We start from the raw sequence: 22,958 nt of genomic DNA on the forward strand, positions 1-22,958 counted from the left end.
TTGTGAAAATATTCTTGTAGTTAATCTCGCCCGATTGTTGTCGCTACGCTGGGACTCCCATTGATTACCCGAGGCAGTCCCATGTCGGATTCGATCGACGCTGTCATACCGTCAGGCGAAAAAACGGCGGTGGAAAATTCGCAGTACGAGACGGTTGGAAACAAGATTCCGCAGTGGCTGATCAAGGCCCCCGGCGACCTGCACCGAACACTGCGGGCAATGGGGCCGAATACCGCTCCCTGGTTCGTTAACGCCATGAGGGAACGCCCGGGCCTGGCCCGTTTGTTGAAACCGGCCTATGGGGTACATCGCCGTCTGGAGAGCAGGGTCCAGGCCTTGTTGGCGCGGATTCCCGACCTTGAAGTGTTTGCCGAACCGCTACTCAATGCCGCGATCCAGAAACGCTTCAATCTGAGTCTCAATGTCCGCACGACCTGGCTGTTTCATGCCGGGCGTGTGCAGGCCGATGACTCGTTCCTTGCCCTCTCCCGAGACCCGCTTGTCGAGAGCTCCAGGTCGATACGCGTCGCGACGCAGACACTACTGCGTGCGGCCCTGCAAAACTTCGAAGCCTGGGAAGCCGAGCCCGGCGGCATGCAGCACGCCAGGCTGAAGTCGAGCATCTATATCGAGGATGAAGCGACACAGCGCAGTACGCCGGTTGATATCGAGCCTGAAGCATTCGCCGCCCTTTGTCGCACCCTGGACCTGGGTGGGCAATATCAGACGCTGATTGATTCCGTTCTGAATGCTCCCGTAGCGGCCGCCGGAAAGAATCAACTTGCGTTCTTGCGCTTCGAGGGCGCGGCGCTGGTGTACCAGGCGCATATGGCGTACTTGAAAAACGACATCAGCCAGCCCCTGTACAACACGCTGATCAAGCGTCTGACCCGCGCTGAACCCGCCCGGACGCTCACCTCGCTGCGCTGCAGTTTTCTGACACTGTGGGATATCGAGCTGACGGGCATTGTGGTCGCCAGCGAATACATGCTGGCCAACGTTGGCATTGGCCCGCCGCAGTGGGTGCGTGATCGCAGCAAAGGCGCGGTCATCGTCTACATACCGGACGACCCGTTCAACCCGCTCAAGGAGTACGCCTCGTTCCAGCAGTTTCAGGAGGCCTTGCGCGACAAGTTGTTCCGGCCGCAGTACCTGAAGTTCTTCGAGCGTTTCGTGCCGGCGCGCCATCGTAGTGAAGTGTTTGGCAAGATCCGCAAAGCGCTCTACCCCAAGGTGTGGAACAGCGGCGGCTGGTATGAAGAGGGCAAGGACAGCAATGCCGAGCTGGTGGTGGGGATACAGATACATTCTGGCGCCGTGCTCACCGATATCGTCAGGCAGAAAATCGCCGTGCTCAGGGATGATGCCTTGTTCCATGCGGTGCCGACGGCGGACGAAGATCAGAAGACCCATGACGCCCGGTTGCGCTACTTTGCCGGTCTGGCCTTCGATGCGCTCAACCTCGCCGCCTTTGTGATGCCTGGCCTGGGTATGGTGATGCTGGCTATTACGGCCGCGCAACTGGGCTATGAAGTCTATGAAGGTTTTCACAGCCTGAGCCAGGGTGATCGCGATCAGGCGTGGGATTACCTCATGGATGTGGTCGAGAACCTCGCCCAGATCGCTGCGTCCGGCGCAGTCTGGGGTGCGGGGCGCGGGGTGCCGGCGCTTGAGGTGCCGGCGGCGGTGGCACAGATGCGAACAGTTCGCCTGGAAGATGGTAGTCACCGCTTGTGGCAACCCGACCTGCGTCCCTTCGCCCATGACATCGTTCTGCCGGCGGGGCTCAAGCCCGACGCCCTCGGGCTCTACAGCTTCCAGGGCAAACGCTGGCTGCCCCTGGAAGAACGCGTCTTTTGCGTCCAGTCAGATACCCAGGGTGCAGCGCATTACCTGAGGCATCCGGAGCGTGCCGACGCCTACCAGCCCGTGTTGCGCAGTAACGGCGCCGGCGGTTGGCTGCATGAGCTGGACCAGCCGCTGGAGTGGGAAGGGCTGACCCTTTTGCAACGACTGGGGCCGTTGGCGCACGGTCTGTCGGACCAGGCCGCCCGTCGTCTTCTTCAGGTCAGCAATACCTACCCGGCGCAACTTCGTCGCGCCTTGGCCGACAGTGCGCGGCCACCCGCTCTGCTGGTTGATACGCTTGAGCGCATGCGACTGGACAAGGAGATAGGCGCCGCCAGTGAGGGCTTGAGTCGTTCGGCGCGGGCGGCGTTGTTCGCTACTCGCTATGACGCGCAGCAGGCGCAGGCGTCTGCTGAGGTGCGGCTGCTGACGGGTGCGTTCAGCGGCTTGCCGGTGGCAGTGGCCGACGAGCTGTTGGCGCAGGCCGATGCGGCCGAACTGGCGCAATTGCGGGATGAGCACAAGGTGCCCTTGCGGCTTGCCGAAGAGGCCCGGGTTTTTCTGCAGAGTGTGCGCCTGGCGCGGGCCTACGAGGGGTTTTATCTGCAGCATGTGGACAACGCCGACAGCGACATTCTTGTCCTGCACAGCCTTGAAACCCTGCCGGGGTGGTCGCCGCAGGTGCGTCTGGAGGTTCGCGAGCGCTCCCTCGATGGGCCGTTGATCGACAGTGTGGGCGCCGCTGATGCGCCGATTCACAAGGTGCTGCTCAAGGGCGCCGAAGGTTATCAGGTCGCCGGCTTTGACCATCCTCTCGCCGCAATGCCCCCTGATGATCTGTATGCGGCGGTGCTCGAAGCGCTGCCCCTGGAGCAGCAGAAAGCACTGGGCGTGGTACCGGGCGGGAAAGCGGCGCTGCGCCTGTTCCTGCATGAACAACCGTTGCTGCCTCGGCCGCAGGCACGACAGGCGTTGCAGATGCAGCCTGAACAGCCCGTCGCCCGCTCGCCAATGCGCCTTGCCGACGGTCGGCTCGGCTATCCGCTGAGCGGTCGGGGCGCCCTGGCAACCTATATCAGCGAAGAGACGCTGCTGGACAAGATCCGCCAGCTTGAGTTTCCCGACATCTTTGCCGAAGCCATCCTCCAGGCGCTGTACAGCGTCGGCCTGAGCCGGGCGGCCATCAGCGTGCGTCTGGACGAGTTGCTCGAAGAGCAAGGGCTGCTATTGAGGAGCCTCACTCGCTGGCGGCGGGTCATGTCCCTGATTGTCGAACCGAGCGAAGCCCACATGATTGGCCAAGATCGCATTGCCCTGGGGTTGTGGGAGCACTGGCGAGCCAACAACCTGCCGGAGATTGGTCGTACCGACCAGCCGTTGCGGCTGGAGTCCATTTTTGTCTCGGACTTTCCCGAGCAGTTGCCGGCGTTCGTCTACGACCGCGTGCACGGCCTGGTGCTGCGGGACTTTGTCGTAGGGATGCCGGCATCGGTGTTTGGCGCGGATGGTGTCCTCCACTATGAAGGAGCGCTACCGCCGTTTCTGCAGCGTTTTCCCCAGGCCCGCACCCTGGAAATCCATCACAGCATCGGCTGGCCGGTCAGGGACCTGCCTCGGGTGGTGGCCATGAGTTGCCCGCACCTGCGGCGCTTGCATCTGAACAACCTGCAACTGAATCTGGAGTGGCTGGCGCTGGAGCCGCTGGCAGGCTTGACCGAGTTGCAGCACCTGGACCTCAGCGGCAACTTCCTGGTGGATGCGCCGAGCATCCATTTCGTGGGACTGCATCTGCCCTCCCAGGGGCTGCACCTGCGTGCTTTGGGGAACAACCTGACCTCCCTGTCGTTGAATCGCGTTGGCATGACGCGCTGGCCCAACTGGCTTGATAGCCAGGCACTCAGCCGGATCAGCGAGCTCTCACTGGTGGGCAATCGCCTCCTCGAATTGCCAACGCATATCCTGCAGAACGAAGCCAACGCGACGCAGCACACCCGGGTCGCGTTGCAAGGCAATGTGCTGTCCCGCCAGGCGATTCTCAATACCCGGTTGAGCGAGGGCTCTGGCCGCCGCTTCAGCTTCGACATGGATATTCCCGATGTGCTCCAGGCCGATCTGGACCTGCATCAGCGCGAGTGTGCGCAACTGATCGAGTCCCTTGAAATGTGGCGAGAGACTTCCAGCTCGACGCGGCCATTGGGCGATCAGCAGATCGCCGCACGCCGTCGAGTGGCCGATAGCATTCTGGCGTTCTGGCAAGAGAAGGCGCAGGGCAATGCCTCCCCTCTGCTGCAACTGGACTCCCTCGCCCTCGATGACTTTCCGCGGCGCTTGCCGGACTTTTTCTATCAGCGAGTAAGGCGTATGGAACTGCTGATGCCCGTCGGAACCAGCGAGGCGCTCAACCTCTTTCTTGAGGGTTTTTCGCAAATGGAAGAGCTGGCCATCAGTGGCCGCACGCCTCCCGCCACCGCGTTACCCAGTGCACTGCGGGGAATGCCGGCACTGAGAAGCCTGGCGTTGAATTACCAAGGGGTTCGTATCGACCAGGCGGCGGTGGACTTGCTCGCCGAGCTGCCGGCGCTTTCGTCGCTGGAACTCGATGGCAATACGCTGGGCACGATCACCAACGTGTCGGGGCTGGCGGCCCGTCACTTTGAGCTGCTGAGCCTGAACGAAATGGGCATCGACACCTGGCCGGCCTGGCTCGAAGAGCTGATTCCACAGGGGGTGGAGGTGCTGAGCCTGGAGAACAACCTGCTCACCGAGTTGCCGGAATACTTGCTGGCAAACCATCGCAATCCCGCGGGTCTGACCGAAATTTCACTGCTCGATAATCCCTTGACCTACGAGACCATGCGCCGTGCCTATATTTCGGTCGCGGACAATCGGCCCTTTATATTCGAAATCACCTTGCCGGACGATATCCAGCAACTCCAGGGCGAGGCGCACCTTTCGGATTCGGACGAGTCTGTCGTGAGCCTGACGCATTCCCATGGCGGCAGCATGAGCCTCGATGAGGACGACACGCCGGTCGACTTCTGGCTGACCGGTAGCGTGGCGGAAAATGAAATGCGCCGTGGTATCTGGGAGCAGCTTGAAGGTTTCGATGCGGCGGACCTGTTGCGGATGGTCGGGCGGCTACGCTACACCGCCGACTATCGCAACGCCGTCAGCCGGCCCGAGCTGATCGCCCGGGTGTGGCGGGTACTCGACGTGGCGGTGCAGAACATCGAGCTGCGCCAGACCCTCAACGGCATGGCGCAGGAACCACTGCGCCAGCTCAGAAACTACGACACGTGCCCCGACGGAATCCGTCTGGAGTTCAACCAGATGGAAGTCCAGGTCTTCACCATCCAGTCGTTGCAAGCGGTGCCGGAGCAGGAGCGCGGGTCGGCGCTGTATCGGCTGGTGCGGCGCCTGTACCGCTTGCATGAGCTGGATACGATCGCCCGCGAGGCAGCCGACACCCGCGATGAAGCGGAGGTGCGGCTGGTCTATCGCCTGCACTGGGCTGAAGAGCTTGACCTGCCGCTGCCACCGAGCCGGATGCTGTACCGCACGGTTGCCGATGTGCGGCCGGCAGAGCTGGACCGGGCGTTGGAGAAGGTCCGGCAGGGCGAGGGCGGGCAGCCGTTTTTGAGCTACGCGGCGCAGCAGGATTTTTGGGTGGCGTATCTGCGTGAGGTCTATGCCGAACGTTTCAATGTGGTCAACAACATGTTCCAGGCGCGGGTGCTGGAGTTGATAGACCTGTATCCGGACGATATGCCGGAGCGCTCAAGCGAGCGTATCCGCGAGTTGGAGGCGCAGCTTCGGCACGATGAGCGGAGCCTTGTCGATGAGCTGACCATTCTTCAGGGGCATGCTCACGATTAGTGCTGTGTCTGGGCTTTGGGGGCGGTGTGGTGAGGTTGCCGGCCCCTTCAGGCACCCCACAAAACCACAAAACTCACAGCTGCCCCTGCACCTTGTCGGCCACATCCGCCGGCACCCATTGTCGCCAGATCTGCGGATTGGCTTTGAGAAACTCCCGCGCCGCCGCTGCCGGTTCCTGGCGTTTCTGACTCATCTGCGCCAGGGTCTTGTTGAGGGTTTCAATCGGCAGGTCGACCTTGGCGAAGAACGCCACCAGCTCCGGGTGCTGCTGACGAAACGGCGCTGAAACGCCAATCGACAGTTTGGCCGGCAGCGAGCGACTGCCCTTGGGCGCGGCGTTTCTGGCGTCGGTCAGGGTGGCCCAGGCAGCCGCGTCGAAGGGTGGCTCTTCCAGGCGCACTAGGGGGAAACGCCCCATCAGCGGAGTGGGCGACCAGTAGTAGAACAGCACCGGCTTGCCGCGCCGGATCGATGAGATGATTTCGGCATCCAGTGCCGCGCCCGAGCCGCTGCGAAAGTTGACGTACAACTTGTCCAGGCCATAGGCCTTGAGCTTCTGGCTGTTGACCGTTTCGGAGGTCCAGCCGCTGGGGCTATTGAGGAAACGCCCCTTGTCCGGCGCCTCGGGGTCCTGAAACACCGCAACGTAGCGCTTGAGGTCAGAGACCGAGCGCAGCTCCGGGGCCAGTGGCTTGATGCCGCGTTGCGCATCGCCCTTGATCACGAACTCCGGCACCCACCAGCCTTCGTCGGCGTTCTTCACGGTATCGCCGATCGCGAACACTTCACCGGCCTGCTCGGCCTTGACCCAGGCCGGGCTGCGACCAGCCCACTCTTCGCCGATCACCTGGATATCGTTGCGCGCCAACGCCACTTCCATGCTTACGGTGCTGCCCGGCAGGGTATCGGTGGGGTAGCCATAGCCGTGCTCGACGATGAACCGCAGCAACTCGGTGGTAAAGCTGCCGCTTTCCCAGGTGATGTCACCGAAGTAGATGGGCGCGTTCGGCGCCGCCGCGCTGGCGGGGAACACCATGGCCAGGGAAAGCAGCATGCCGCAGATCAGGGAAGTGAGCCGGTTCATCATGTCTCGCTTGTGCAGGCGTCTGTTCGGTAAGTGAGGCAGTGTAGTAGAGGTCTTTAGGGTCAGCGGACAATGTTCCAGGGCATGCCGCGATCATTATTCCAATGACCTTTCGCAACACAGAAGTTGCTCTGGTCGGACAGTGGATTTTCTTACGGGAACAAGCGTTCGTATCTGGCTGAACAGCCGGGTTGTTGCTGTTGTACTGGCGCTTCATTCAGTCGCGCGGCTACCGGCATGCATATTTTCTATACCTCCAGCGCTCACGGAATCCTGAACCATTCTTTGCAAACCCCCGCGTCGACCCGAGGTGGCTGCGGGGTGGCAGTTCATGGCGGAACACTGTTTTGCGTCTATATCGATGAGTTCGATATCTGGGGGCAAGTGAAGGTCATTACCAAAACAGAGCAGGGCGCCTGGACTGCACCCGTGGACCTTGGCCCGCGTATCTACGCGAGCCAGGCGCCAGCCATCTTCACGGTGGGTAAAAACCTGTATGTCTTCGTGGTGGTGAAGGGCGCGGACGGAAGTTCGGCCTGTTGGCGCTTTACCTACGACGATGCCACCGGCGCATTCATGATGGGGCCGTTGCCGAACCTCACGAACATCACCCGACCGCCGTCATTCGTGGAAATGGACGGCATGCTCTACATGTTTTACAGCCGGCCCAACAAGATCATCGCCTGGCGCAAAACCAGAGATTTCACGACATGGTCCGATGAACAGTGGATCTATGAAGAAGGTGCCAATCTGCTGCTCTGCGAAAACCCGCCCACGGTTATCTGGTATCAGGGTCTGATTCATGTATTCGCCACCGATACCAACGGCAATCACCAGTTATTGAAGTTCGACGGTGGCACTAACTGGACGAGGCCGCGCTTGTTTATCGCGGAGAAATACACCCACCCGCCAAGTGCCGTTGTTCACAACGGTTTGCTCAAGGTCGTGTTCAATGGCCCGGCATCGGCGCCAAACAGGCGTGATCTTTTCCAGTATGGCTACGACGGCAACGCCACCAGCCCGCCGACCGTCAGTTCGAATCTCATGGCCACTGAACGCGTGGGGCTGGGCGTATTGGCTGGCCGCCTGTATGCGCTGTATCGCGGTGCACCTTGAGGTAGCGTCATGCCTGTTGATAAATCCATCGCTGACTATATTGATGCCCACTTGACCCCCGGCCTCGCCGATACGGCGTTGCAGACCCAGTTTGAAATCATCGCCCGGGATATCGTCCTGTTATTGCCGACGGCCCCTGAAACCGCGCAGCACACGGCCGCCTACCTGTCGTATGTCGTGTCGTTCCAGTACATGCGCAGCCGCAATGAAACGGAGCAGGCTTACTTTGCCAGAGCACTGTCCGAGTCATTCGCCAGGCTCTACAACGACAACACGCTCATACGCGTCCTCCATGCGGTGCCGCGCGCGCAGCTGTATTTGACGTTGTTGAGCTTCTACCACCTGCACCATGCGCTGATCATGAATGGCCTGAGAAGCCACGCCGGCCCGTTTTTCCTCGATGCCAGCGATGCCCTGCGGCGGTTGCAACATATCGTGGGGGCGGCGTGCGGTCCCTGGCATGCCCATATCCGTCTGCAAGGCAGTATTCGTGACTACTTCCGTGCGCGCGTCATGGTCCATAACGGCTCGCCGCAGATTGAAATCGGCCGGCCCGCAGAGAGCGGCCCGGCGCGCCGGTTCGGGATTGCCACCTGGAATATGCAGGGGGCTTCGGCATCCACCGAGTCGAAGTGGCGCACCCGGGTGCGGCAACTGGCGCGGGTCAATGACATCGTGGTTCTGCAGGAGGCGGGCAGTGTGCCGGCGTCGGCGATGCTCAGCGCTCAGTTGCGGGTTTATGACCAGTTTGGTGTTGCCCACCAGATCGATCATTACCTGTGGAACCTCGGGACGGCCGCGCGTCCCGAGGCCTATCACGTGTTCTTCTTCGATGTGCAGCGCTTGCGGGTCAATCTGGCGATCGTGGTGCGGGGCGCAAGTGATCTGGACATTCATGACATGGTGGTCGTCTCCGATGGCGTCAGCGTTGCCGCCCCCACTTACCGCCCTGCAATGGGCATCCGGGTGAGGAACTGGTCGGCGTTGCACCACGAGCATGTGACCGTGTTCAACTTTCACGCTATCTCGGGGGGCGGGGTCAATTCATCGCGGGTGCTGCGTGAAGTGAGCTGGCATACCGAGACGCCGTTCGTGATGCTCGGCGACTTCAACCGCGACCCGCGGCCCGCCAGCTCCCGCCCCAACGCGGGCAACTGGATATCGCCACCGGACATCGCCCGGCTCGAGTTGGCCAACGGCCCGACCCATCCCGCCGAGCAGCCGCAGGCCATGCTCGATTACGCGGTGTCCAACGGCACGGCAACGCCGAGCGCACCTGGCATCGTCGGGCTGCCAGGCCCGTCGAACCACTCGGACGTGAGTTACCACTTCAGCTTCTAGCCCCACGCCCACCTCGCCAGCGAGCGCCGCGCCGCTGCTGGCGCGGGCGGGCTAATTTCCTGCCGGCCTCACTCGTTCATTGATCATCGACGCACGCCCTGGCGCTGTGCGGTCATTCAATGAAGGAGACAAGCAATGACTTCCGTTTTCGATCGCGACGACATCGTGTTCCAGGTTGTGGTCAACCACGAAGAGCAGTATTCGATCTGGCCCGACTACAAAGCGATCCCCGAAGGCTGGCGCACCGCCGGCAAAAGCGGCCTGAAGAAGGAGTGCCTGGCCTGGATCGACGAGGTCTGGACCGACATGCGCCCGCTGAGCCTGCGCCAGAAGATGGCCGCCGCAGCCGCGGCATCCTGAGGGGCCTGGCGTGTCGTCACTGACCCTGTTGTGCCTGCCGTACTCGGGCGCCAGCGCCATGGTCTACAGCCGTTGGCGGCGCAAGTTGCCGGCCTGGTTGAACGTGCGTCCGGTCGAACTGCCGGGCCGTGGCGCCCGGTTGGCCGAACCGCTGCACACCGACCTGGCCGCGCTGGCCCGGCAACTGGCGGCCGAACAGCGCCTGACCGCCAACCAGCCCTACGCCGTGCTGGGCCACAGCCTCGGCGCCTTGCTGGCCTTTGAGCTGGTGCATGAACTGCAGGCGCTGGGCTGCCGCCCGCCCGTGGCGTTGTTCGCCTGCGGCACCGCCGCGCCGAGTCGCCGCGAGGAGTACGACGGCGCCCGCTTGCGCGAGGCGAAAAGCGATGCCGAGCTGATGGACGAGTTGCGCACCTTGCAGGGCACGCCCGAGGAAGTGCTGGCCAACGAAGAGCTGATGAGCCTGATGCTGCCGATCCTGCGCGCCGACTTCCTGCTCTGCGGGCACTACGCCTATCGCCAGCGCCCGGCGCTGTGCTGTCCGCTGCACGTCTTCGGCGGCGAAGACGACCGCGCCAGCGAGGAGCAATTGCTGGCCTGGCGCGCGGAAACCCAGGGCGATTTCTCCCTGGAGGTGTTCCCGGGCGGGCACTTCTTTATCCACGAGCATGAAGACCGAGTGCTTGGCGTGCTCAGCGCTGCGCTGGAGCCTCTGCGTTTGACGGCATAGGTGGATGATCCAGGCCCGGCGGTTGCCATCGGCACCCCCGGGCTTGCATAGTCGGGCACCCCCGACTGCAAGGAGCCACGACACAATGCTGATCGATTCCTCCCAGGCCACGCTGCTGGTCATCGACGTTCAGGAAAAACTCATCGGCGCGGTCAGCGACCCCGCTGGCACCCTGGCGCGCACCCGCTGGCTGCTCGCCGCCACGGCGGAACTCGGGCTGCCGACGGTGATTTCCGAGCAATACCCCAAGGGCCTTGGCCACACCGTGGCCAGCCTGCTGGAGGTCGCCGGCGCCGCGACGGTGGTGGAAAAACAGCACTTTTCCTGCGTGGCCGGCGAGTGCCTGCCCGCTTCACTGCTGGCCCGCGAGCAGGTGATCGTGTGCGGCATGGAAACCCATGTCTGCGTGCTGCAGACGGTGCTCGAACTGCTGGCGCTGGGCAAGCAGGTGTTCGTGGTGGCCGATGCCTGCGACAGCCGCACGGTGCTCAGCAAAACCACCGGGCTTGAACGCATGCGCGACGCCGGCGCGCAGATCGTCACCCGCGAAATGGTGCTGTTCGAACTGATGCGCAGCGCCGGCCACGAGAAATTCCGCACGATCAGCAAGACCTTCCTGGTGGGAGAGCAGCCGTAACGGAAATGGCTATTAGCCATGGCCTGTTTTAAAGTGCGCGCTGGATTTCCAGACTGACAGGATGTTTCGATGATCCCCCGCGCACTGACCTTCCTTTGTTCGACCCTCACGCTCGCTTGCCTGCCAGCACTGGCTCAGGCCCAGGCCACGGTGGCCCAGGTCTTCAATGGCGAGATGCTTGGCACCAACCTGCGCTATTTCGAATCCATCGCCGGGATAGCCCGGACCTCGTCCGGCGATGTCCACAGCTACCGCGTGCAGGGCTGCGAAATCTCCGCCAACGCTGCGGGCGGTACCGTCAGTGAACTGCGCCTGCAGCTTTCGCCGTCGTGCAAGGCCGATCTTTCCAGCTTTATCGGCACCTTCGCACCGCCCGCCAACAAGCCGCTGACCTTCGGCGCGATGAGTGAATCCAGCGGCGGCCAGCTGGAGTTCTATGCCGACTGCCTGCACCTGTGCGGCAACGCCGCTGACCCCTCGGTGTATGCGCTTTGGCAGGGACCGCACGCGGTCAATTTCACCGAGGTTCTGCTGGAGGCTGTGCTGGTCGACGATGCCGCCATCAACGCCTCGAACCAGTGGAGCGAGGCCATGGAAAAAACCAAGGGCCAGGATTTCGTCATCGACACCCGCTTCAACTGCGAGCGCGACTTCGATGAGGTCGCCAACCAGAGTTTCAAGGCGGTGAAGGTAACGGCGGTGACCATCGGTACCGAACTGAGCAAACCGGGCTGCTAACCCAGGTGACCAGCGCCTTGCGCTGAGTCGCGAGCTGCCGCTACCGTGTCCGCATTGTCCGGGCAGGGGAGTGAAGCCAGTGAGCCGATTGACGGGGTTGATGCTGGTGCTGTTGCTGCTGGCCGGTTGCGCTGGCCAGCAGGCGAAACAGCAGGTGACACCGGAGCAGGCCCGGGCGCGGATCGCCGCGCTGCTGCCGGCCAAGGTCAATGATCGTGAGGGCTGGGCCCGCGACATCGAGACGGCGTTCACCACTCAGAAGCTCGATCCCAGTCAGTCGAATATCTGCGCGGTGCTGGCGGTGACCGAGCAGGAATCCACCTTCAGCGCCGATCCCAAAGTCCCCAACCTCGGGCGTATCGCCCGCGAAGAAATCGACCGCCGCGCCGCCCGCGTGTATGTCCCGAAAGCGCTGGTCAATGCTGGCCTCGATACCCGCTCGACCAATGGCAAGACCTGGAGCCAGCGTCTGGCGGCGGTGCGCAGTGAGCGGGAGCTGAGTCAGCTCTACGACGAACTGATCAGCTCGCTGCCATTGGGCAAGAGCTTGCTCGGTGGCCTGAACCCGGTGCGCCCCGGCGGGCCGATGCAGGTCAGCATCGATTTCGCCGAGGCCCATGCCGCTGGCTATCCGTACGCGCATGACGGCAGTTTGCGGAACGAGGTGTTCAGTCGGCGCGGCGGCATGTATTTCGGCATCGCCCATCTGTTGGGGTATCCGGCCAACTATGACCAGCCGTTGTATCGCTTCGCCGATTTCAATGCGGGCTGGTACGCCAGCCGCAATGCGGCGTTTCAGAGCGCGCTGAGCCGGGTTACGGGCGTGGAGCTGGCTTTGGATGGCGACCTGATCGCGCCGGGTTCGATTCTGCCGGGGAGTACCGAAAAGGCGGCGCGGCGGCTGGGCGAGCAGTTCGGCATGCGTAACCCGACGCTGCGTAGTCAGTTGGAGAAGGGCGACCGTTATGAGTTCGAGGAAACCCGTTTGTACCAACAGGTCTTTGCCCTGGCCGACAAGGCGGCCGGCAAGCGGGTGCCGCGGGCGGTGTTGCCGGGGATCGAGCTGAAGAGCCCGAAGATCACCCGGCAATTGACCACGGCGTGGTTTGCCAAGCGGGTGGATGAGCGGTATCAGCGGTGTATGAAGCAGTAAAGGGCGGGGCCGCCGTGCGGCCCTTCGCGAGCAAGCTCGCTCCTACAGGGCCGTTGTAGGAGCGGCTTCAGCCCTGACTCCCCGCCAACGCCCCCACCACCTGCTCCACCCCGGCCTTCAACCCGCCCAGGGTGTCATCACTGTCGGTATCCACCACCACCAGCTTCGCCCCGGACGCAGCAATCACCTCCGCCACCGCCTGAACCGGCTGTTTATGGTGCAGCACCACGGCAACATCCTGCCCTTTCAACTCGTCCCCAAGGTGTTTGAGCTGTTCGGCCGTCCATTGGTCGTCGGCCACCTGCGGGTGATCGATCAGGTCCAGGTTCAGCCCGCCGATCAGGTAGCCCAGGCGATCCGACAGGTTGACCACGCTGAGGTTGTCGGCTTCGGCAAGCTTCGCTTCGCTGCTGGCGCTGAGGTCGAGCAACTGGCGTTTGATGGCGGCAAGGTTGCTCTGGATCTTCGGCTGGTCCGCAGGCGATAGCCGCCCGAGGTCGCTGGCCAATACGTCGGCCATGCGCCCGAGGTTGGTCGGGTTCAGCCACGGGTAACCGGAGAACACGTTGTTGCCCTGTACGGCGATACCCGGCAGGGCACCGTCCACCGGCCGCGCGGCGTCGATTTCGACGATGCGGATATTGCTCCGGCGCGCTACCGGGTACAGCGGGTCGTCATTCCAGATCGAACGCAGACCGATCACCGCGTCAGCCTTGCCCGCAGACTTTTGCAGGCTCGCCAGGCCGCGACCGCTGAAGTAGGACGGCTGGCGGCTGGCGGGAATGTTCGCCGGCGCCGCTCGTTGCAGTTTGACCGAGGTGCCGTCCAGCAGCAGGCTGCCCAGGCCGTAGGTCACCGGCAGCGAGGCCAGCACGGTGACGCCCGCGGCCTGTTGCGCGGCGGGTTTCGCCGGGCTCTGGGCATGGCTGGCGAGGGGCAGGCCGGCCAGCAGCAGGGCCAGGCTCAGGTGCTTGAGGGTTGGAGTCATGCCGGGTTTCCTTGCAGGCGTGGAACCAGGCCGCGCGCCAGCGCGGCGAGGGCGAAGAAGCTGCCGGCAACCAGGATGATCGCTGCGCCCGAAGGCACCGGCAGGTCGAAGACGATGGGCAGCAGGATGCCGATCAGGGTGCTGAAGGTCGCGATCAGCACCGAGGCCCAGAAGAAGCCTTTCAGCGACTGGCTGACCAGCCGCGCCGCCGCCGCCGGAATCACCAGCAGCGCACCGACCAGGATTGCGCCGATCACTTTCACCGCTGCCACCGTGACCAGGGTCACCAGCACCACGAACAGGTAGTCCAGACTCTTCACCGCAACCCCGCGCACCGCCGCCAGTTGCGGGTTGAAGCTGGCCAGCATGATGCGGTTGTACAGCGGCAACGCCAGTGCCAGCACCAGGCCGCCGACGACGCCGAGCACTACCAGGTCCTGGCCGCTGACAGTGAGTACCGAGCCGAACAGGACGTTTTCGAGGATGTGCACGTTGATCTTGCCGGCCAGCATCAGCAGCAGGCTCGCGCCCAGCGCCAGCGACACCGAAAGGAACACGCCGATCAGGGTGTCCGGCGACAGGCCGGTGCGGTTGCGCAGGAAGTTGAGCAGGATGCCGAACAGCAGGCAGTAGCCGAACAGGCTGCCGTAAGGGCCGGTATAGGGTTCGCCGAGCAGGATGCCGATGGCCACGCCGGTCAGCGCCGCGTGCCCCACCGCCTCGGAGAAGAAGGCGAAGCGCTTGACCACCACCAGCGTGCCGAGGCCGCCCAGCACCGGACCGATCATCAGGCCGGCGAGCAGGGCGTTGACCACAAAGCCGTAGGCCAGGGCTTCGGGCAGGTAACCGGACGACGCCCAGCCCTGGATCAGCAGGCGGAATTCTTCGTAGTTCATTAGGCGGTGGTCTCGCTGCGCGGGTGAATGGAAAACAGCCCGAGCAGCCGCTCAGGGGTCAGCGCTTCTTTCGGCGACGCGTCGAACAGCACCCGCCGGCTCAGCCCGGTGACCCGGTCGGCCAGGCGTGCCACGGCTTCCAGGTCGTGTTCGATCCACATTACGGTGGTCCCGGCCTGGCGCCATTCCTGCAGCAGGCGTTCGAACACCTGGGCACCGGCTTCGTCCAGCGCCGACATCGGTTCATCCAGCACCAGCAGTTGCGGCGCCGGGATCAGGCCCTGGGCCAGCAGCACGCGCTGGCGCTCGCCGCCAGACAGCGCGCCCATGCGCCGCTTGCGTTTGTCGAGCATGCCGACCCGCTCCAGGGCGGCGTCGATCGCCGGCGTCACCCGTCGTGACAGGCCGAGGAAGGCCGGCGTGCGCTGGCACATGGCGGCCATGAAATCGTCCACGGTCATCGGCAGGCCGCGGTCGAATTCCAGGGCCTGCGGCACATAGCCGATGACCTGGCCGTCGTCCGGCCAGCTCAAGGCCAGGCGGCCCTGGTGTGGCATTTGCCCGAGCAGGGTCTTGATCAGCGAACTCTTGCCGCCGCCGTTGGGGCCGACGATGGCGTGCACGCTGCCGGCCGCGACCTTGAAGCTGACCTGGTCGAGAATCCGCGTGCGGCCCAGGGTCAGGTCGATGCCGCTGAACTCGATGGACGGCCCGCGTGGCGCGGCGACGACGTTTTCGGCAACGGTCATGCCTGGTTCTCCTTGATCGCCCGGACCACGGTGTCGAGGTTGCGCTTCATCTCCACCTCATACTTCTCCTTGGTGTACTCGCCGTAGGAGATGTGGGTGAGCGGGTAGAGCTTGACCCCGGCTTCGCGCTGGATGGTCTCGACGTAGGCCGACGGGAAATCCATCTCGGAGAAGATTACTTTCACGTCCAGCGCATGCAGTTGGTCGATGGTCTTTTTCAGTTGCGCCGGGCTCGGCTCGATGCCGTGGGCCGGCTCCACCACCGCGGTGACTTCCAGGCCGAACTCGCGCACCAGATAGTCGTAGGCGGCGTGGATGGTGGCGACGCGGAAGGACGGGTTCGGCGCTTCGGTCAATTGCGCCAGGGCGTCGGCGCGCAGCTTGCGCAGGCGCTTGGCGTACTCACGGGCGTTCTTGCTGTAGTACTTGGCGTTGTCCGGGTCGAGCTTGCCCAGTTCGCGGGCGATGTTGTTGATCTGGGCGATGCTGGCGCTGATCGACAGGAAGGTGTGCGGGTTGACCACCTTGCCGGCGCCACGGGCGGCGATGCCGGTGGCGGCGAGCAGCGGCACGTTGGCGTTGGATTCGATGGTGGCGATGCCGGGTTTTTCGCTGGCGGCGATCATGCGGTCGGCGAAGTCATCATGGCCCACGCCGTTGAGCACTACCACGTCCAGGGTGCCGATGCGCTTGATGTCTTCGGCGCGCGGCTCGTAGGCATGCGGGTTGAAGCCTGCGGGAATCAGCGGCACCACCTCGGCGCGGTCGCCGACGATGTTGCTGACGTAACTGTAGTACGGGTGCAGGGTGATGCCGATGCGCAGCGGCTTGCCGTTTTCGGCGAGGGCCAGGGCGGGCAGGGCAAGGGCGACGAACAGGCTGAGAACGCGGACGAGGGCGGAGCGGAGCATGGGCATTCCTTGGCGGTCAGTGCTGATGCTGGCGGGTGACACCGGCGTCATAGTGGGCGGCGATCTGTTTCCAGCCGGCGTCTTGCAGGGCGCTGGCCGACAGTTCGGCGGGCAAGGCGGGCTGGGCGGTGCGGTTGAGCCAGACATCGGCGTTGCCGTCGTGCGCCTCGGGCACCAGCAGCAGGAAGCTGCCGGCGGTTTCCGGGCGCGGGCTCAGGCCGAGGTAGGCATTGCCCGGCACCTGGCGCCACTGGTGTTCGCCACGGGTGACGCTGCTGGCATCGGCGACGAAGGGCGCGAAACCTTCCTCGACCAGCAGTTCGACGCTCGCCAGCCCCGGTTCATCCTCGCGGCGCGCCTGGATCTCGTCGAAGGCCACCCGCAGGTCGGTGTAGATGCCTTGCTCGGCGGGGTTGAGGTCGCGGCGGGCATCCAGTTGATGGGCCTCGACCCGGGTTTCGTCCTCGCGCTCGCCGCGTAGCGTCACCACCGTGGCGGCTAGTGCCAGGATCAGCAGGGCGACCAGCAGCACATAGAGGGTTTCATGCCCGGCGCCGGCCGGGCGCACGACCTGGACCCGGCTCATGGCTCACCGATGTCGGCGTAGTCGATTTCCACCACGTGGCCGGGGCCCGCGTCGAACAGCACGTAGAACTCGCCGGCCGGACGCTTGAAGGTCAGGCTCGAATCGTCGCCGAGCTTGCCGGGGACCAGCACGCTCTCGTCGTAGCCGATCACGTCCAGGGTCACCCCCGGTGCGCCGCTGCCGTCGGAGAAACCGCCGGTGCACTTGATCTGCTCGCCGTCGATCGGCTCGCACTGGCACATCGGGTTGTGCGCCAGGGCGGGGCCCGCGAGCGCCAGCAGGAACAGGGGCAGGGCGAGCCTGCCGGCCTTGAGTTTCATCATTTGCCTCCTTGTTTGTTCAGCCAGGCGATGGTGGCAGGCGAAGCCTTGGCCAGGGGGACCGAGGCCTGGTGCATGCTGCCGTCCCAGCCTTCGAGGGTGATCCACAGTTCGGCGTCGGCGCGGGTGCGCTCCGGCACCGGCAGGCTGGTGCCCATGCGGTACGGTGTGCCGAAGAAAATCGTGCCGGCGGCGCGCAGGCTGCGCGGCTTGCCGATGCGCAGGTAGGCGGCCTTGACCTCGCCGATGCAGGTCTTGCACAGCGCCGCGTTGAACGACTTGAAGTAGCCGGCCGGGCCGTCCTGGCGTGGGGCTTCGTCGCGCAGCTCGGCGAGGGTCAGGCTCCAGGGGCCGACCTGGATATCGTCGATCGGTGTCGCGCCCAGGCCGCTGTCACCGCGAAACAGCGCGGCGTCGGCGAAGTACTTGGGCATGAAACCCAGCGGAATCAGCAACAACAGGATGTTCAGGTGGAAACGCCACTTCAGCCACGCCTGCTTCAGTGGGCTCGGCTTGACGGCGGCATTCAGGGTCTGGCTCATGGTTGCACCTGCGTGGCGGTTTCCTGGGCGACCTGGCGCGATCGCGGTTTCTTTTCGCTGCGCTTGAGCGCGGCGGCGGTGGCCTGGGCGGTGCGCTTGGTCCAGATCAGCAGGCCGCTGAGCACCATCATCGACAGCACCAGACCGAAGAAGGCCCAGATCAACTTGATGGCCAGGCCACCGAAGTCACCGGTGTGCAGCGGGCGCATCGACTCGGTGACGAACTCCAGCGCCGAGCGGTCCGAGACCAGGAACGAGGCGTCGACATTGCGGGTGTAGGGGTTGACGTTGGCGGTCTGGAACATCAGCGGATACCAGCCGCGGCCGCCCAGGTAGATGTGCCCGTAGGCGTTCGACGGCAGTTGCGCGAAGGTCACGTCGAGGCCGGGAATCTGCGTGGTGGCGATGCGGGTGGCTTCGTCCAGGTCGATGCGCGGCACCGGCTGGGAGTTGTCCGAAAGCGGTACGTCCTCGCGGGCGATCACCGGGGTGATTGGCTCGGTGGAGATGGTGATGTGGTTGTCGCCGAGGATCGCCTGGATCAGGAACCAGGTGCCGGTGATGGAAATCACCGCGATGAACCAGATCGACCAGAGGCCGCTCAGGCGGTGGAAATCGCCCCAGAAAATCCGCGCTCCGTGGTTGAAACGCACCGGTTTGAAAAAGCCCTTCCAGAATTTCTTGTAGACCACCAGCCCGGTGACCAGCGAGGCCAGCATCGGCAGGCCCAACAGCGACACCAGGTACCAGCCCCAGCTGTAGCCGTTGGTGAACGGCACCAGCCACCAGCCATGCAGGGCGCGGGTGAAGGCTTCGAAGTTGAAGTCCGGGCTTTTGCCCTGGATCGCCCCGGTGTACGGGTTGACGTAGAGCGTCGGCGCGGTGCCGTCGGGGAAGGTCACTGCTGCGTTGAGGGCGAAGTGTGAACCGTCCGGCTGGCTGATGAAGCGCACGGCCATGTCAGGCTCGGCCTTGTTCAGCGCATCGAGGACCTGCTGGAAACTCAGGCGTTCGGCATCACCGTCCGGTTTGCTGGCGCGCACGTCGGGGTTCGCCAGCCAGACGATCTCCTGGCTGACCACCGCCAGGGTGCCGGTGACACAGACGATCAGCACGAAGAACCAGATCGGCAGAGCGAGCCAGCTGTGGACGAGGAACCACAACCTGGATTTGGACTTTTTCGATTGTTGGGCCATTGCTTCTGTCTTGTTCGTAAAAAGTGGGGTCGAGCCGACGCTCAACCTGAGGGCTGCACTTATAAGGACGAACGAGAATCGTAAACCCGTCAGTGGAAATGTAAGTAAATGCTTCGGCGACGGGTTTTCTGGCCAATTTTCGAGTTTTTTGCAGGATGGTGTGATTGCTCACTGCTCCTTGTGCGGGTCTCTGGGGCCTCATCCACAGAGCCCTTCTGCGCATGAACGAACCCACCCGCAAAAAATTTACTGCCGTTCGTCAGAGCTCCCGCGCCACCCGGAATCCGATCCAGTCGCCGCGAGCGGTGGCATGGGCATTGTTGCGATTGCCCGAGCGGGAAAAGATCGGCGCTTCGCCCCAGTCGTTGCCGCGAATATTGACGATGTCGCAGCCCGCTGTGGCCCAGGCACTGCCATCGGCCGGCGCCCCGACATAACTGTCGTGATAACAATCGGCGACCCACTCGTAGACGTTGCCGTGCATGTCGTACACACCGAAGTCATTCGGCGCGTAGCTGCCCACCGGCGAGGTAAAGCTGTAGCCGTCCTTGGGGCCGTAGACGTTGGCGTTGCGGCTGATTTCGTACTCGGCGTCCGGGTCCAGCGGGAACGGGAACGGCCCGCTGCTGCCGGCGCGGGCGGCGTATTCGCGTTCTGCCTCGCTGACCATGCGGTAGTGCTTGCCGGTTTTCTTCGACAGCCACGCCACATAGTTCTCGACGTCGTGGTAGCTCATGCACACCGCCGGCTGCTTCGGCCCCTGCTTGTAACGCGGCTTGCTGGCCTTGCATTCGCGGCCCGGGCGGGTGTCGCCGTCGGCGATCTTCGCCCCGGACTCGCGCACGTAGGCGTCCCACTCACCCGCAGTGACCTGGTAGCGGCTGATGGCGAACGGCTTGGCGAAAGTCACTTGGTGCAGCGGCCCTTCGTCGGGCTGGCGACCGACTTCGTCGTCCGGGGTGCCCATCATGTAGCTGCCGGCCGGCAGCACGACCATGTCCGGGCAGGCTGCCTTGCAGTCACGCAGCACGGCGCCGGGCGTGGCATCGGCGGCCAGGGCGGGCAGGCTGGCGGCGCCGAGCAACGCGGCCAGGGTCAGGCGGGAGAAGGTGGAGGTCATGAAGAGGCCTTATTTCAGAGTTTCTGGGTCAGCAGGGCCATGGCCCGGTCGATTTCCTGCTCGTTGTTGAGCAGGCTCGGCGCGAAGCGGATCACCGGGCCGACGTCGCGGTACACGGCGTCCACCATCACCTTGTTGTCGCAGAGGAAGGCGGCGACGGCGTCCGGGTCGCGGTCCTTGATGCGGAAGAAGGTGAAACCGGCGGAAAATTCGCGGCTTTTCGGCGTGACCAACTGGATCTGCTTGTGCTCCAGCAGGCGCGCCTTGAGCTGGTCGTTGAGCTGGTGAATACGCTCCTGCACGTCGGCCTTGCCCAGTTGCAGGTGCAATTCGAAGGCCTTGCCCACCGCCCAGCGGTGCTCGAAGGCGTGGTAGCCGCCGGGGGTCATGATGGTGGCGAAGTCTTCTTCCTGGGAGAAGGTGGCGAAGGTCGGCGTCAGGTGCTGCATCTTCTCCGACGCGGCGCAGATGATCCCGGTGCCGCGCGGGCCGAACATCCACTTGTGGGTGCCGGAGATGAAGTAGTCGCAGTTGAAGTCGGCGAAGCGCACGTTGTCGACGCCGAAGCCATGCACGCCGTCCACCACGTAGATGATCCGCCGCGACTCATCGCGGTTGCGGTTGTGCTGGCGGATCAGTTCGCCGATCTCGCCGGCGGGCAGTTTCACGCCGCTGCCGGAGTGCACCCAGGTCATGCCGACTACGCGGGTTTCCGGGCGAATGTTCTTGTCGATGGTGCTCAGCACCTGATCTTTGGAGATCTCCCACGGGTTATCGAACAGGCGCAGCTTGCGCACCTTGGTGCCCTGGCGCTGGGTGCGGAAGGCCAGGGATTTGTGGGTCGAATAGTGCTCGTGTTCGGTGGTGAGGATTTCCTGGTCGGCGGCCACGTTCAGGCCGCCGTAGATCATGCCCAGGCCCTCGGTGGTGCTGCCGGTCAGGGCGATCTGCCGTGGACGCACTTCAAGGTAGCGCGCGGCCCATTCGCGGACTTCGCCTTCGCGGTTCCACTCGTACTGGCTTTCCCAGTCCATCAAGGCGGCGGGGTTGCGGTCGATTTCGCGGCGGTAGTAGTCGATGGCGTCCTGCACCGGGCGCGGGTGGGCGGTGACCAGGAAGTTGGCGAAGTGCGCGGTCTCGCGGTCCAGCGGGAACAGATCGCGCAGGTTGCGCCATTTGTCCGGGCCGCTCAGGGGCGCAGCGGGGCGGGCGGTTTGCGCTATCGGTTCGGCGGCGCTGGCCAGGGTGCTGGCCAGTGGCAGGCCGGCGCTCAGTACGGCGGCCTGTTTGAGAAAGGTACGGCGGTCGGTCATGGCGCGGGCGTTCCGGTTCAAGGCGTGAGGGAGGCGACGGGGCGGGCGGCTTTCTGCACCTGCTCCCAGGCCCGCAGGAAGTTGCCGCCCCAGAGCTTGGCGATATCGGCCTCGCTGTAGCCGCGGGTCAACAGCTCGGCGGTGATGTTGCGAATCTCGCTGACATCCTTCCAGCCGGCCAGGCCGCCGCCATCGTTGAAGTCGGAGGCGATGCCGACGTGATCGATGCCGACTTTCTTCACTGCGTAGTCGATGGCGTCGCCGAACGCCTTGAGGCCGGCCTTGGGCTCCGCCTCGACAATGCCGTAGAGGTTGCTGGCGTATTCGCCGAAGCGTGATTCCGGCCAGATGGCGATCACCGCGTCACCCGGCATCAGGGCATTGGCCAGGCCTTGCAGCGGTTGCAGGTCGAACTTGGCGCGCAGCGCTTCGAGCTTGTCCAGGGTCGGTTTGCTCAGCGGCTTGAGGTAGGTGGGGAAGCCGACGATCTGGATCACGCCGCCGCTGTCCTTGATCAGTTGCATTTCCTTGTCGCTGAGGTTACGCGGGATATCCACCAGCGCCCGCGGCGCCGAGTGCGAGGCCACCAGCGGCGCGCGGCTCAGGTGCGCGACCTGTTCCAGGGCCTGGGTCGACATCTGCGAGACATCGATGATCACCCCCAGGTCGTTGAGCCGCGCCACGGCCTGCTGGCCCAGCGGCGACAGCCCTCCAAGGGCGTCGGCGGTGTCGTTGAAGAACGGCAGCGGGCGCGAGGAGTCGGCCCAGGCGTTGTTGCCGACGTAGCTGAAGCCGAACATGCGCATGCCGCGCGCGGTCCACAGGTCCAGTTGCGACAGGTCGGTGCCCAGCGGGTAGGCGTTGAGCATGCTGATGAAGATGGCGAACTTGCCTTCGCCGTGCAGGCGGCGGAAGTCGTCGGGGGTGTAGGCGATGCCGACCTGGTTGGGGAAGTCGCGAACCATGCCGCTGATGATCTGGTAACGCACCTCCTGCTGGTGCCGCGCCTCGTCGACGAAGCCGGGTGTGGGGCGGTGCGGGGCGTTGGGGCCGTTCCACAGTTCCGGCCAGCCGAAGATGGTCAGCGCGGCGCCGGAAAGCCGCCCGCGCCCGGCCTTGACCAGGTCGAACTGGCCCGGACCGTCCTTGTCGGCTTCGCGGCCGGCGCTGCCGAATTCCAGCGGGACGGTGATGTGGCTGTCGAACGAGATCATGTGCTCATGCAGGGCATTGGCCTGCTCGACGATCTTGCGCGGGTAGCCGGTGTCGTCTTTCCAGTACAGCCAGCCGGCGGCGGCTGCGCCGAGGCTCACCGCCAGGGCGAGCGGCAGGCCGATGTACAGGGCTTTGCGGGAACGGGGTCTGGTCATTGCCATCTCGGTCCGGTTCAGGAGGGCGATCCCGCCGGTGCGCGGACAGAGATCGGTATCAGGGGAAGGACGAAGAACCGGGCG

General features: G+C 64.1%; 20 protein-coding genes. 8 read left to right on the top strand and 12 right to left on the bottom strand.

What is annotated here, in order from left to right; translation table 11 throughout:
• The first annotated feature begins 81 nt into the window (after positions 1-81).
• Complete coding sequence (locus tag HWV67_RS00100; protein WP_175649408.1) at positions 82-5,724, top strand: NEL-type E3 ubiquitin ligase domain-containing protein; 5,643 nt, start codon at positions 82-84, stop codon at positions 5,722-5,724.
• Positions 5,725-5,797: 73 nt separating this feature from the next.
• Here HWV67_RS00100 and HWV67_RS00105 read toward each other — a convergent pair whose 3' ends face one another.
• Positions 5,798-6,808 (bottom strand): ABC transporter substrate-binding protein, encoded by a 1,011-nt coding sequence (locus HWV67_RS00105; protein ID WP_175650934.1) that lies wholly within the window; start codon positions 6,806-6,808, stop codon positions 5,798-5,800.
• 237 nt (positions 6,809-7,045) lie between these two features.
• On the opposite strand from HWV67_RS00105, the gene HWV67_RS00110 reads away from it, so the two are divergent.
• The 7 genes from HWV67_RS00110 (at position 7,046) to HWV67_RS00140 (ending at position 12,883) form a co-directional block, all read left to right on the top strand.
• Positions 7,046-7,924: a hypothetical protein gene (locus tag HWV67_RS00110; RefSeq protein WP_175649409.1), complete on the top strand. Its 879-nt coding sequence runs from the start codon at positions 7,046-7,048 to the stop codon at positions 7,922-7,924.
• Between the two features lie 9 nt (positions 7,925-7,933).
• On the top strand, positions 7,934-9,265 hold the full coding sequence (locus HWV67_RS00115) for an endonuclease/exonuclease/phosphatase family protein (RefSeq protein ID WP_175649410.1): 1,332 nt from the start codon (positions 7,934-7,936) through the stop codon (positions 9,263-9,265).
• 135 nt (positions 9,266-9,400) lie between these two features.
• Positions 9,401-9,625, top strand: a complete 225-nt coding sequence (locus HWV67_RS00120; RefSeq protein ID WP_175649411.1) for an MbtH family protein — start codon at positions 9,401-9,403, stop codon at positions 9,623-9,625.
• Between the two features lie 10 nt (positions 9,626-9,635).
• On the top strand, positions 9,636-10,355 hold the full coding sequence (locus HWV67_RS00125) for a thioesterase II family protein (protein WP_175649412.1): 720 nt from the start codon (positions 9,636-9,638) through the stop codon (positions 10,353-10,355).
• 85 nt (positions 10,356-10,440) lie between these two features.
• Positions 10,441-10,992 carry a hydrolase gene (locus HWV67_RS00130; RefSeq protein ID WP_175649413.1) on the top strand — a complete coding sequence of 184 codons (552 nt, stop codon included), beginning with the start codon at positions 10,441-10,443 and terminating at the stop codon, positions 10,990-10,992.
• Positions 10,993-11,061: 69 nt separating this feature from the next.
• Positions 11,062-11,730 (top strand): hypothetical protein, encoded by a 669-nt coding sequence (locus HWV67_RS00135; protein WP_175649414.1) that lies wholly within the window; start codon positions 11,062-11,064, stop codon positions 11,728-11,730.
• A 100-nt stretch (positions 11,731-11,830) separates the two neighbouring features.
• A complete protein-coding gene (locus HWV67_RS00140) occupies positions 11,831-12,883 on the top strand; it encodes a DUF1615 domain-containing protein (protein ID WP_175650935.1) in 1,053 nt (350 codons plus the stop codon).
• Between the two features lie 67 nt (positions 12,884-12,950).
• Here HWV67_RS00140 and HWV67_RS00145 read toward each other — a convergent pair whose 3' ends face one another.
• The 11 genes from HWV67_RS00145 to pvdM form a co-directional block, all read right to left on the bottom strand.
• A complete protein-coding gene (locus tag HWV67_RS00145; RefSeq protein WP_175649415.1) occupies positions 12,951-13,871 on the bottom strand; it encodes a metal ABC transporter solute-binding protein, Zn/Mn family in 921 nt (306 codons plus the stop codon).
• On the bottom strand, positions 13,868-14,767 hold the full coding sequence (locus HWV67_RS00150; protein WP_110973140.1) for a metal ABC transporter permease: 900 nt from the start codon (positions 14,765-14,767) through the stop codon (positions 13,868-13,870). Before HWV67_RS00150 ends, HWV67_RS00145 begins: the two co-directional genes overlap by 4 nt.
• On the bottom strand, positions 14,767-15,516 hold the full coding sequence (locus tag HWV67_RS00155) for a metal ABC transporter ATP-binding protein (RefSeq protein WP_175649416.1): 750 nt from the start codon (positions 15,514-15,516) through the stop codon (positions 14,767-14,769). The genes HWV67_RS00150 and HWV67_RS00155 overlap by 1 nt, the downstream gene beginning before the upstream one ends.
• Positions 15,513-16,427, bottom strand: a complete 915-nt coding sequence (locus HWV67_RS00160) for a metal ABC transporter solute-binding protein, Zn/Mn family (protein ID WP_110973142.1) — start codon at positions 16,425-16,427, stop codon at positions 15,513-15,515. The genes HWV67_RS00155 and HWV67_RS00160 overlap by 4 nt, the downstream gene beginning before the upstream one ends.
• 16 nt (positions 16,428-16,443) lie before the next feature.
• Positions 16,444-17,013, bottom strand: a complete 570-nt coding sequence (locus HWV67_RS00165) for a DUF6162 family protein (RefSeq protein WP_175649417.1) — start codon at positions 17,011-17,013, stop codon at positions 16,444-16,446.
• The gene (locus tag HWV67_RS00170) at positions 17,010-17,333 is read right to left on the bottom strand and encodes a hypothetical protein (protein ID WP_175650936.1); all 324 of its coding nucleotides are present in this window, start codon (positions 17,331-17,333) and stop codon (positions 17,010-17,012) included. Before HWV67_RS00170 ends, HWV67_RS00165 begins: the two co-directional genes overlap by 4 nt.
• A complete protein-coding gene (locus HWV67_RS00175) occupies positions 17,333-17,875 on the bottom strand; it encodes a thiamine pyrophosphate-binding protein (RefSeq protein WP_175649418.1) in 543 nt (180 codons plus the stop codon). Before HWV67_RS00175 ends, HWV67_RS00170 begins: the two co-directional genes overlap by 1 nt.
• A complete protein-coding gene (locus tag HWV67_RS00180; protein WP_175649419.1) occupies positions 17,872-19,071 on the bottom strand; it encodes a PepSY-associated TM helix domain-containing protein in 1,200 nt (399 codons plus the stop codon). Before HWV67_RS00180 ends, HWV67_RS00175 begins: the two co-directional genes overlap by 4 nt.
• A 259-nt stretch (positions 19,072-19,330) precedes the next feature.
• The gene (gene pvdO, locus HWV67_RS00185) at positions 19,331-20,191 is read right to left on the bottom strand and encodes a dihydropyoverdine dehydrogenase (protein WP_175649420.1); all 861 of its coding nucleotides are present in this window, start codon (positions 20,189-20,191) and stop codon (positions 19,331-19,333) included.
• 14 nt (positions 20,192-20,205) lie between these two features.
• Positions 20,206-21,504 (bottom strand): pyoverdine-tailoring periplasmic protein PvdN, encoded by a 1,299-nt coding sequence (gene pvdN / locus HWV67_RS00190; RefSeq protein ID WP_175649421.1) that lies wholly within the window; start codon positions 21,502-21,504, stop codon positions 20,206-20,208.
• A gap of 17 nt (positions 21,505-21,521) precedes the next feature.
• The gene (gene pvdM, locus HWV67_RS00195) at positions 21,522-22,874 is read right to left on the bottom strand and encodes a pyoverdine-tailoring dipeptidase-like protein PvdM (protein WP_175649422.1); all 1,353 of its coding nucleotides are present in this window, start codon (positions 22,872-22,874) and stop codon (positions 21,522-21,524) included.
• Positions 22,875-22,958: the final 84 nt, after the last annotated feature.

Source organism: Pseudomonas sp. Marseille-P9899 (genome assembly GCF_903166565.1).
Classification (GTDB): domain Bacteria; phylum Pseudomonadota; class Gammaproteobacteria; order Pseudomonadales; family Pseudomonadaceae; genus Aquipseudomonas; species Aquipseudomonas huaxiensis.

Coding starts and splice junctions, on each gene's coding strand:
- HWV67_RS00100 (WP_175649408.1), top strand. CDS start 82: ATGTCGGATTCGATCGACGCTGTCATACCGTCAGGCGAAAAAACGGCG.
- HWV67_RS00105 (WP_175650934.1), bottom strand. CDS start 6,808: ATGAACCGGCTCACTTCCCTGATCTGCGGCATGCTGCTTTCCCTGGCC.
- HWV67_RS00110 (WP_175649409.1), top strand. CDS start 7,046: ATGCATATTTTCTATACCTCCAGCGCTCACGGAATCCTGAACCATTCT.
- HWV67_RS00115 (WP_175649410.1), top strand. CDS start 7,934: ATGCCTGTTGATAAATCCATCGCTGACTATATTGATGCCCACTTGACC.
- HWV67_RS00120 (WP_175649411.1), top strand. CDS start 9,401: ATGACTTCCGTTTTCGATCGCGACGACATCGTGTTCCAGGTTGTGGTC.
- HWV67_RS00130 (WP_175649413.1), top strand. CDS start 10,441: ATGCTGATCGATTCCTCCCAGGCCACGCTGCTGGTCATCGACGTTCAG.
- HWV67_RS00135 (WP_175649414.1), top strand. CDS start 11,062: ATGATCCCCCGCGCACTGACCTTCCTTTGTTCGACCCTCACGCTCGCT.
- HWV67_RS00140 (WP_175650935.1), top strand. CDS start 11,831: ATGCTGGTGCTGTTGCTGCTGGCCGGTTGCGCTGGCCAGCAGGCGAAA.
- HWV67_RS00145 (WP_175649415.1), bottom strand. CDS start 13,871: ATGACTCCAACCCTCAAGCACCTGAGCCTGGCCCTGCTGCTGGCCGGC.
- HWV67_RS00150 (WP_110973140.1), bottom strand. CDS start 14,767: ATGAACTACGAAGAATTCCGCCTGCTGATCCAGGGCTGGGCGTCGTCC.
- HWV67_RS00155 (WP_175649416.1), bottom strand. CDS start 15,516: ATGACCGTTGCCGAAAACGTCGTCGCCGCGCCACGCGGGCCGTCCATC.
- HWV67_RS00160 (WP_110973142.1), bottom strand. CDS start 16,427: ATGCTCCGCTCCGCCCTCGTCCGCGTTCTCAGCCTGTTCGTCGCCCTT.
- HWV67_RS00165 (WP_175649417.1), bottom strand. CDS start 17,013: ATGAGCCGGGTCCAGGTCGTGCGCCCGGCCGGCGCCGGGCATGAAACC.
- HWV67_RS00170 (WP_175650936.1), bottom strand. CDS start 17,333: ATGAAACTCAAGGCCGGCAGGCTCGCCCTGCCCCTGTTCCTGCTGGCG.
- HWV67_RS00175 (WP_175649418.1), bottom strand. CDS start 17,875: ATGAGCCAGACCCTGAATGCCGCCGTCAAGCCGAGCCCACTGAAGCAG.
- HWV67_RS00180 (WP_175649419.1), bottom strand. CDS start 19,071: ATGGCCCAACAATCGAAAAAGTCCAAATCCAGGTTGTGGTTCCTCGTC.
- pvdO (WP_175649420.1), bottom strand. CDS start 20,191: ATGACCTCCACCTTCTCCCGCCTGACCCTGGCCGCGTTGCTCGGCGCC.
- pvdN (WP_175649421.1), bottom strand. CDS start 21,504: ATGACCGACCGCCGTACCTTTCTCAAACAGGCCGCCGTACTGAGCGCC.
- pvdM (WP_175649422.1), bottom strand. CDS start 22,874: ATGACCAGACCCCGTTCCCGCAAAGCCCTGTACATCGGCCTGCCGCTC.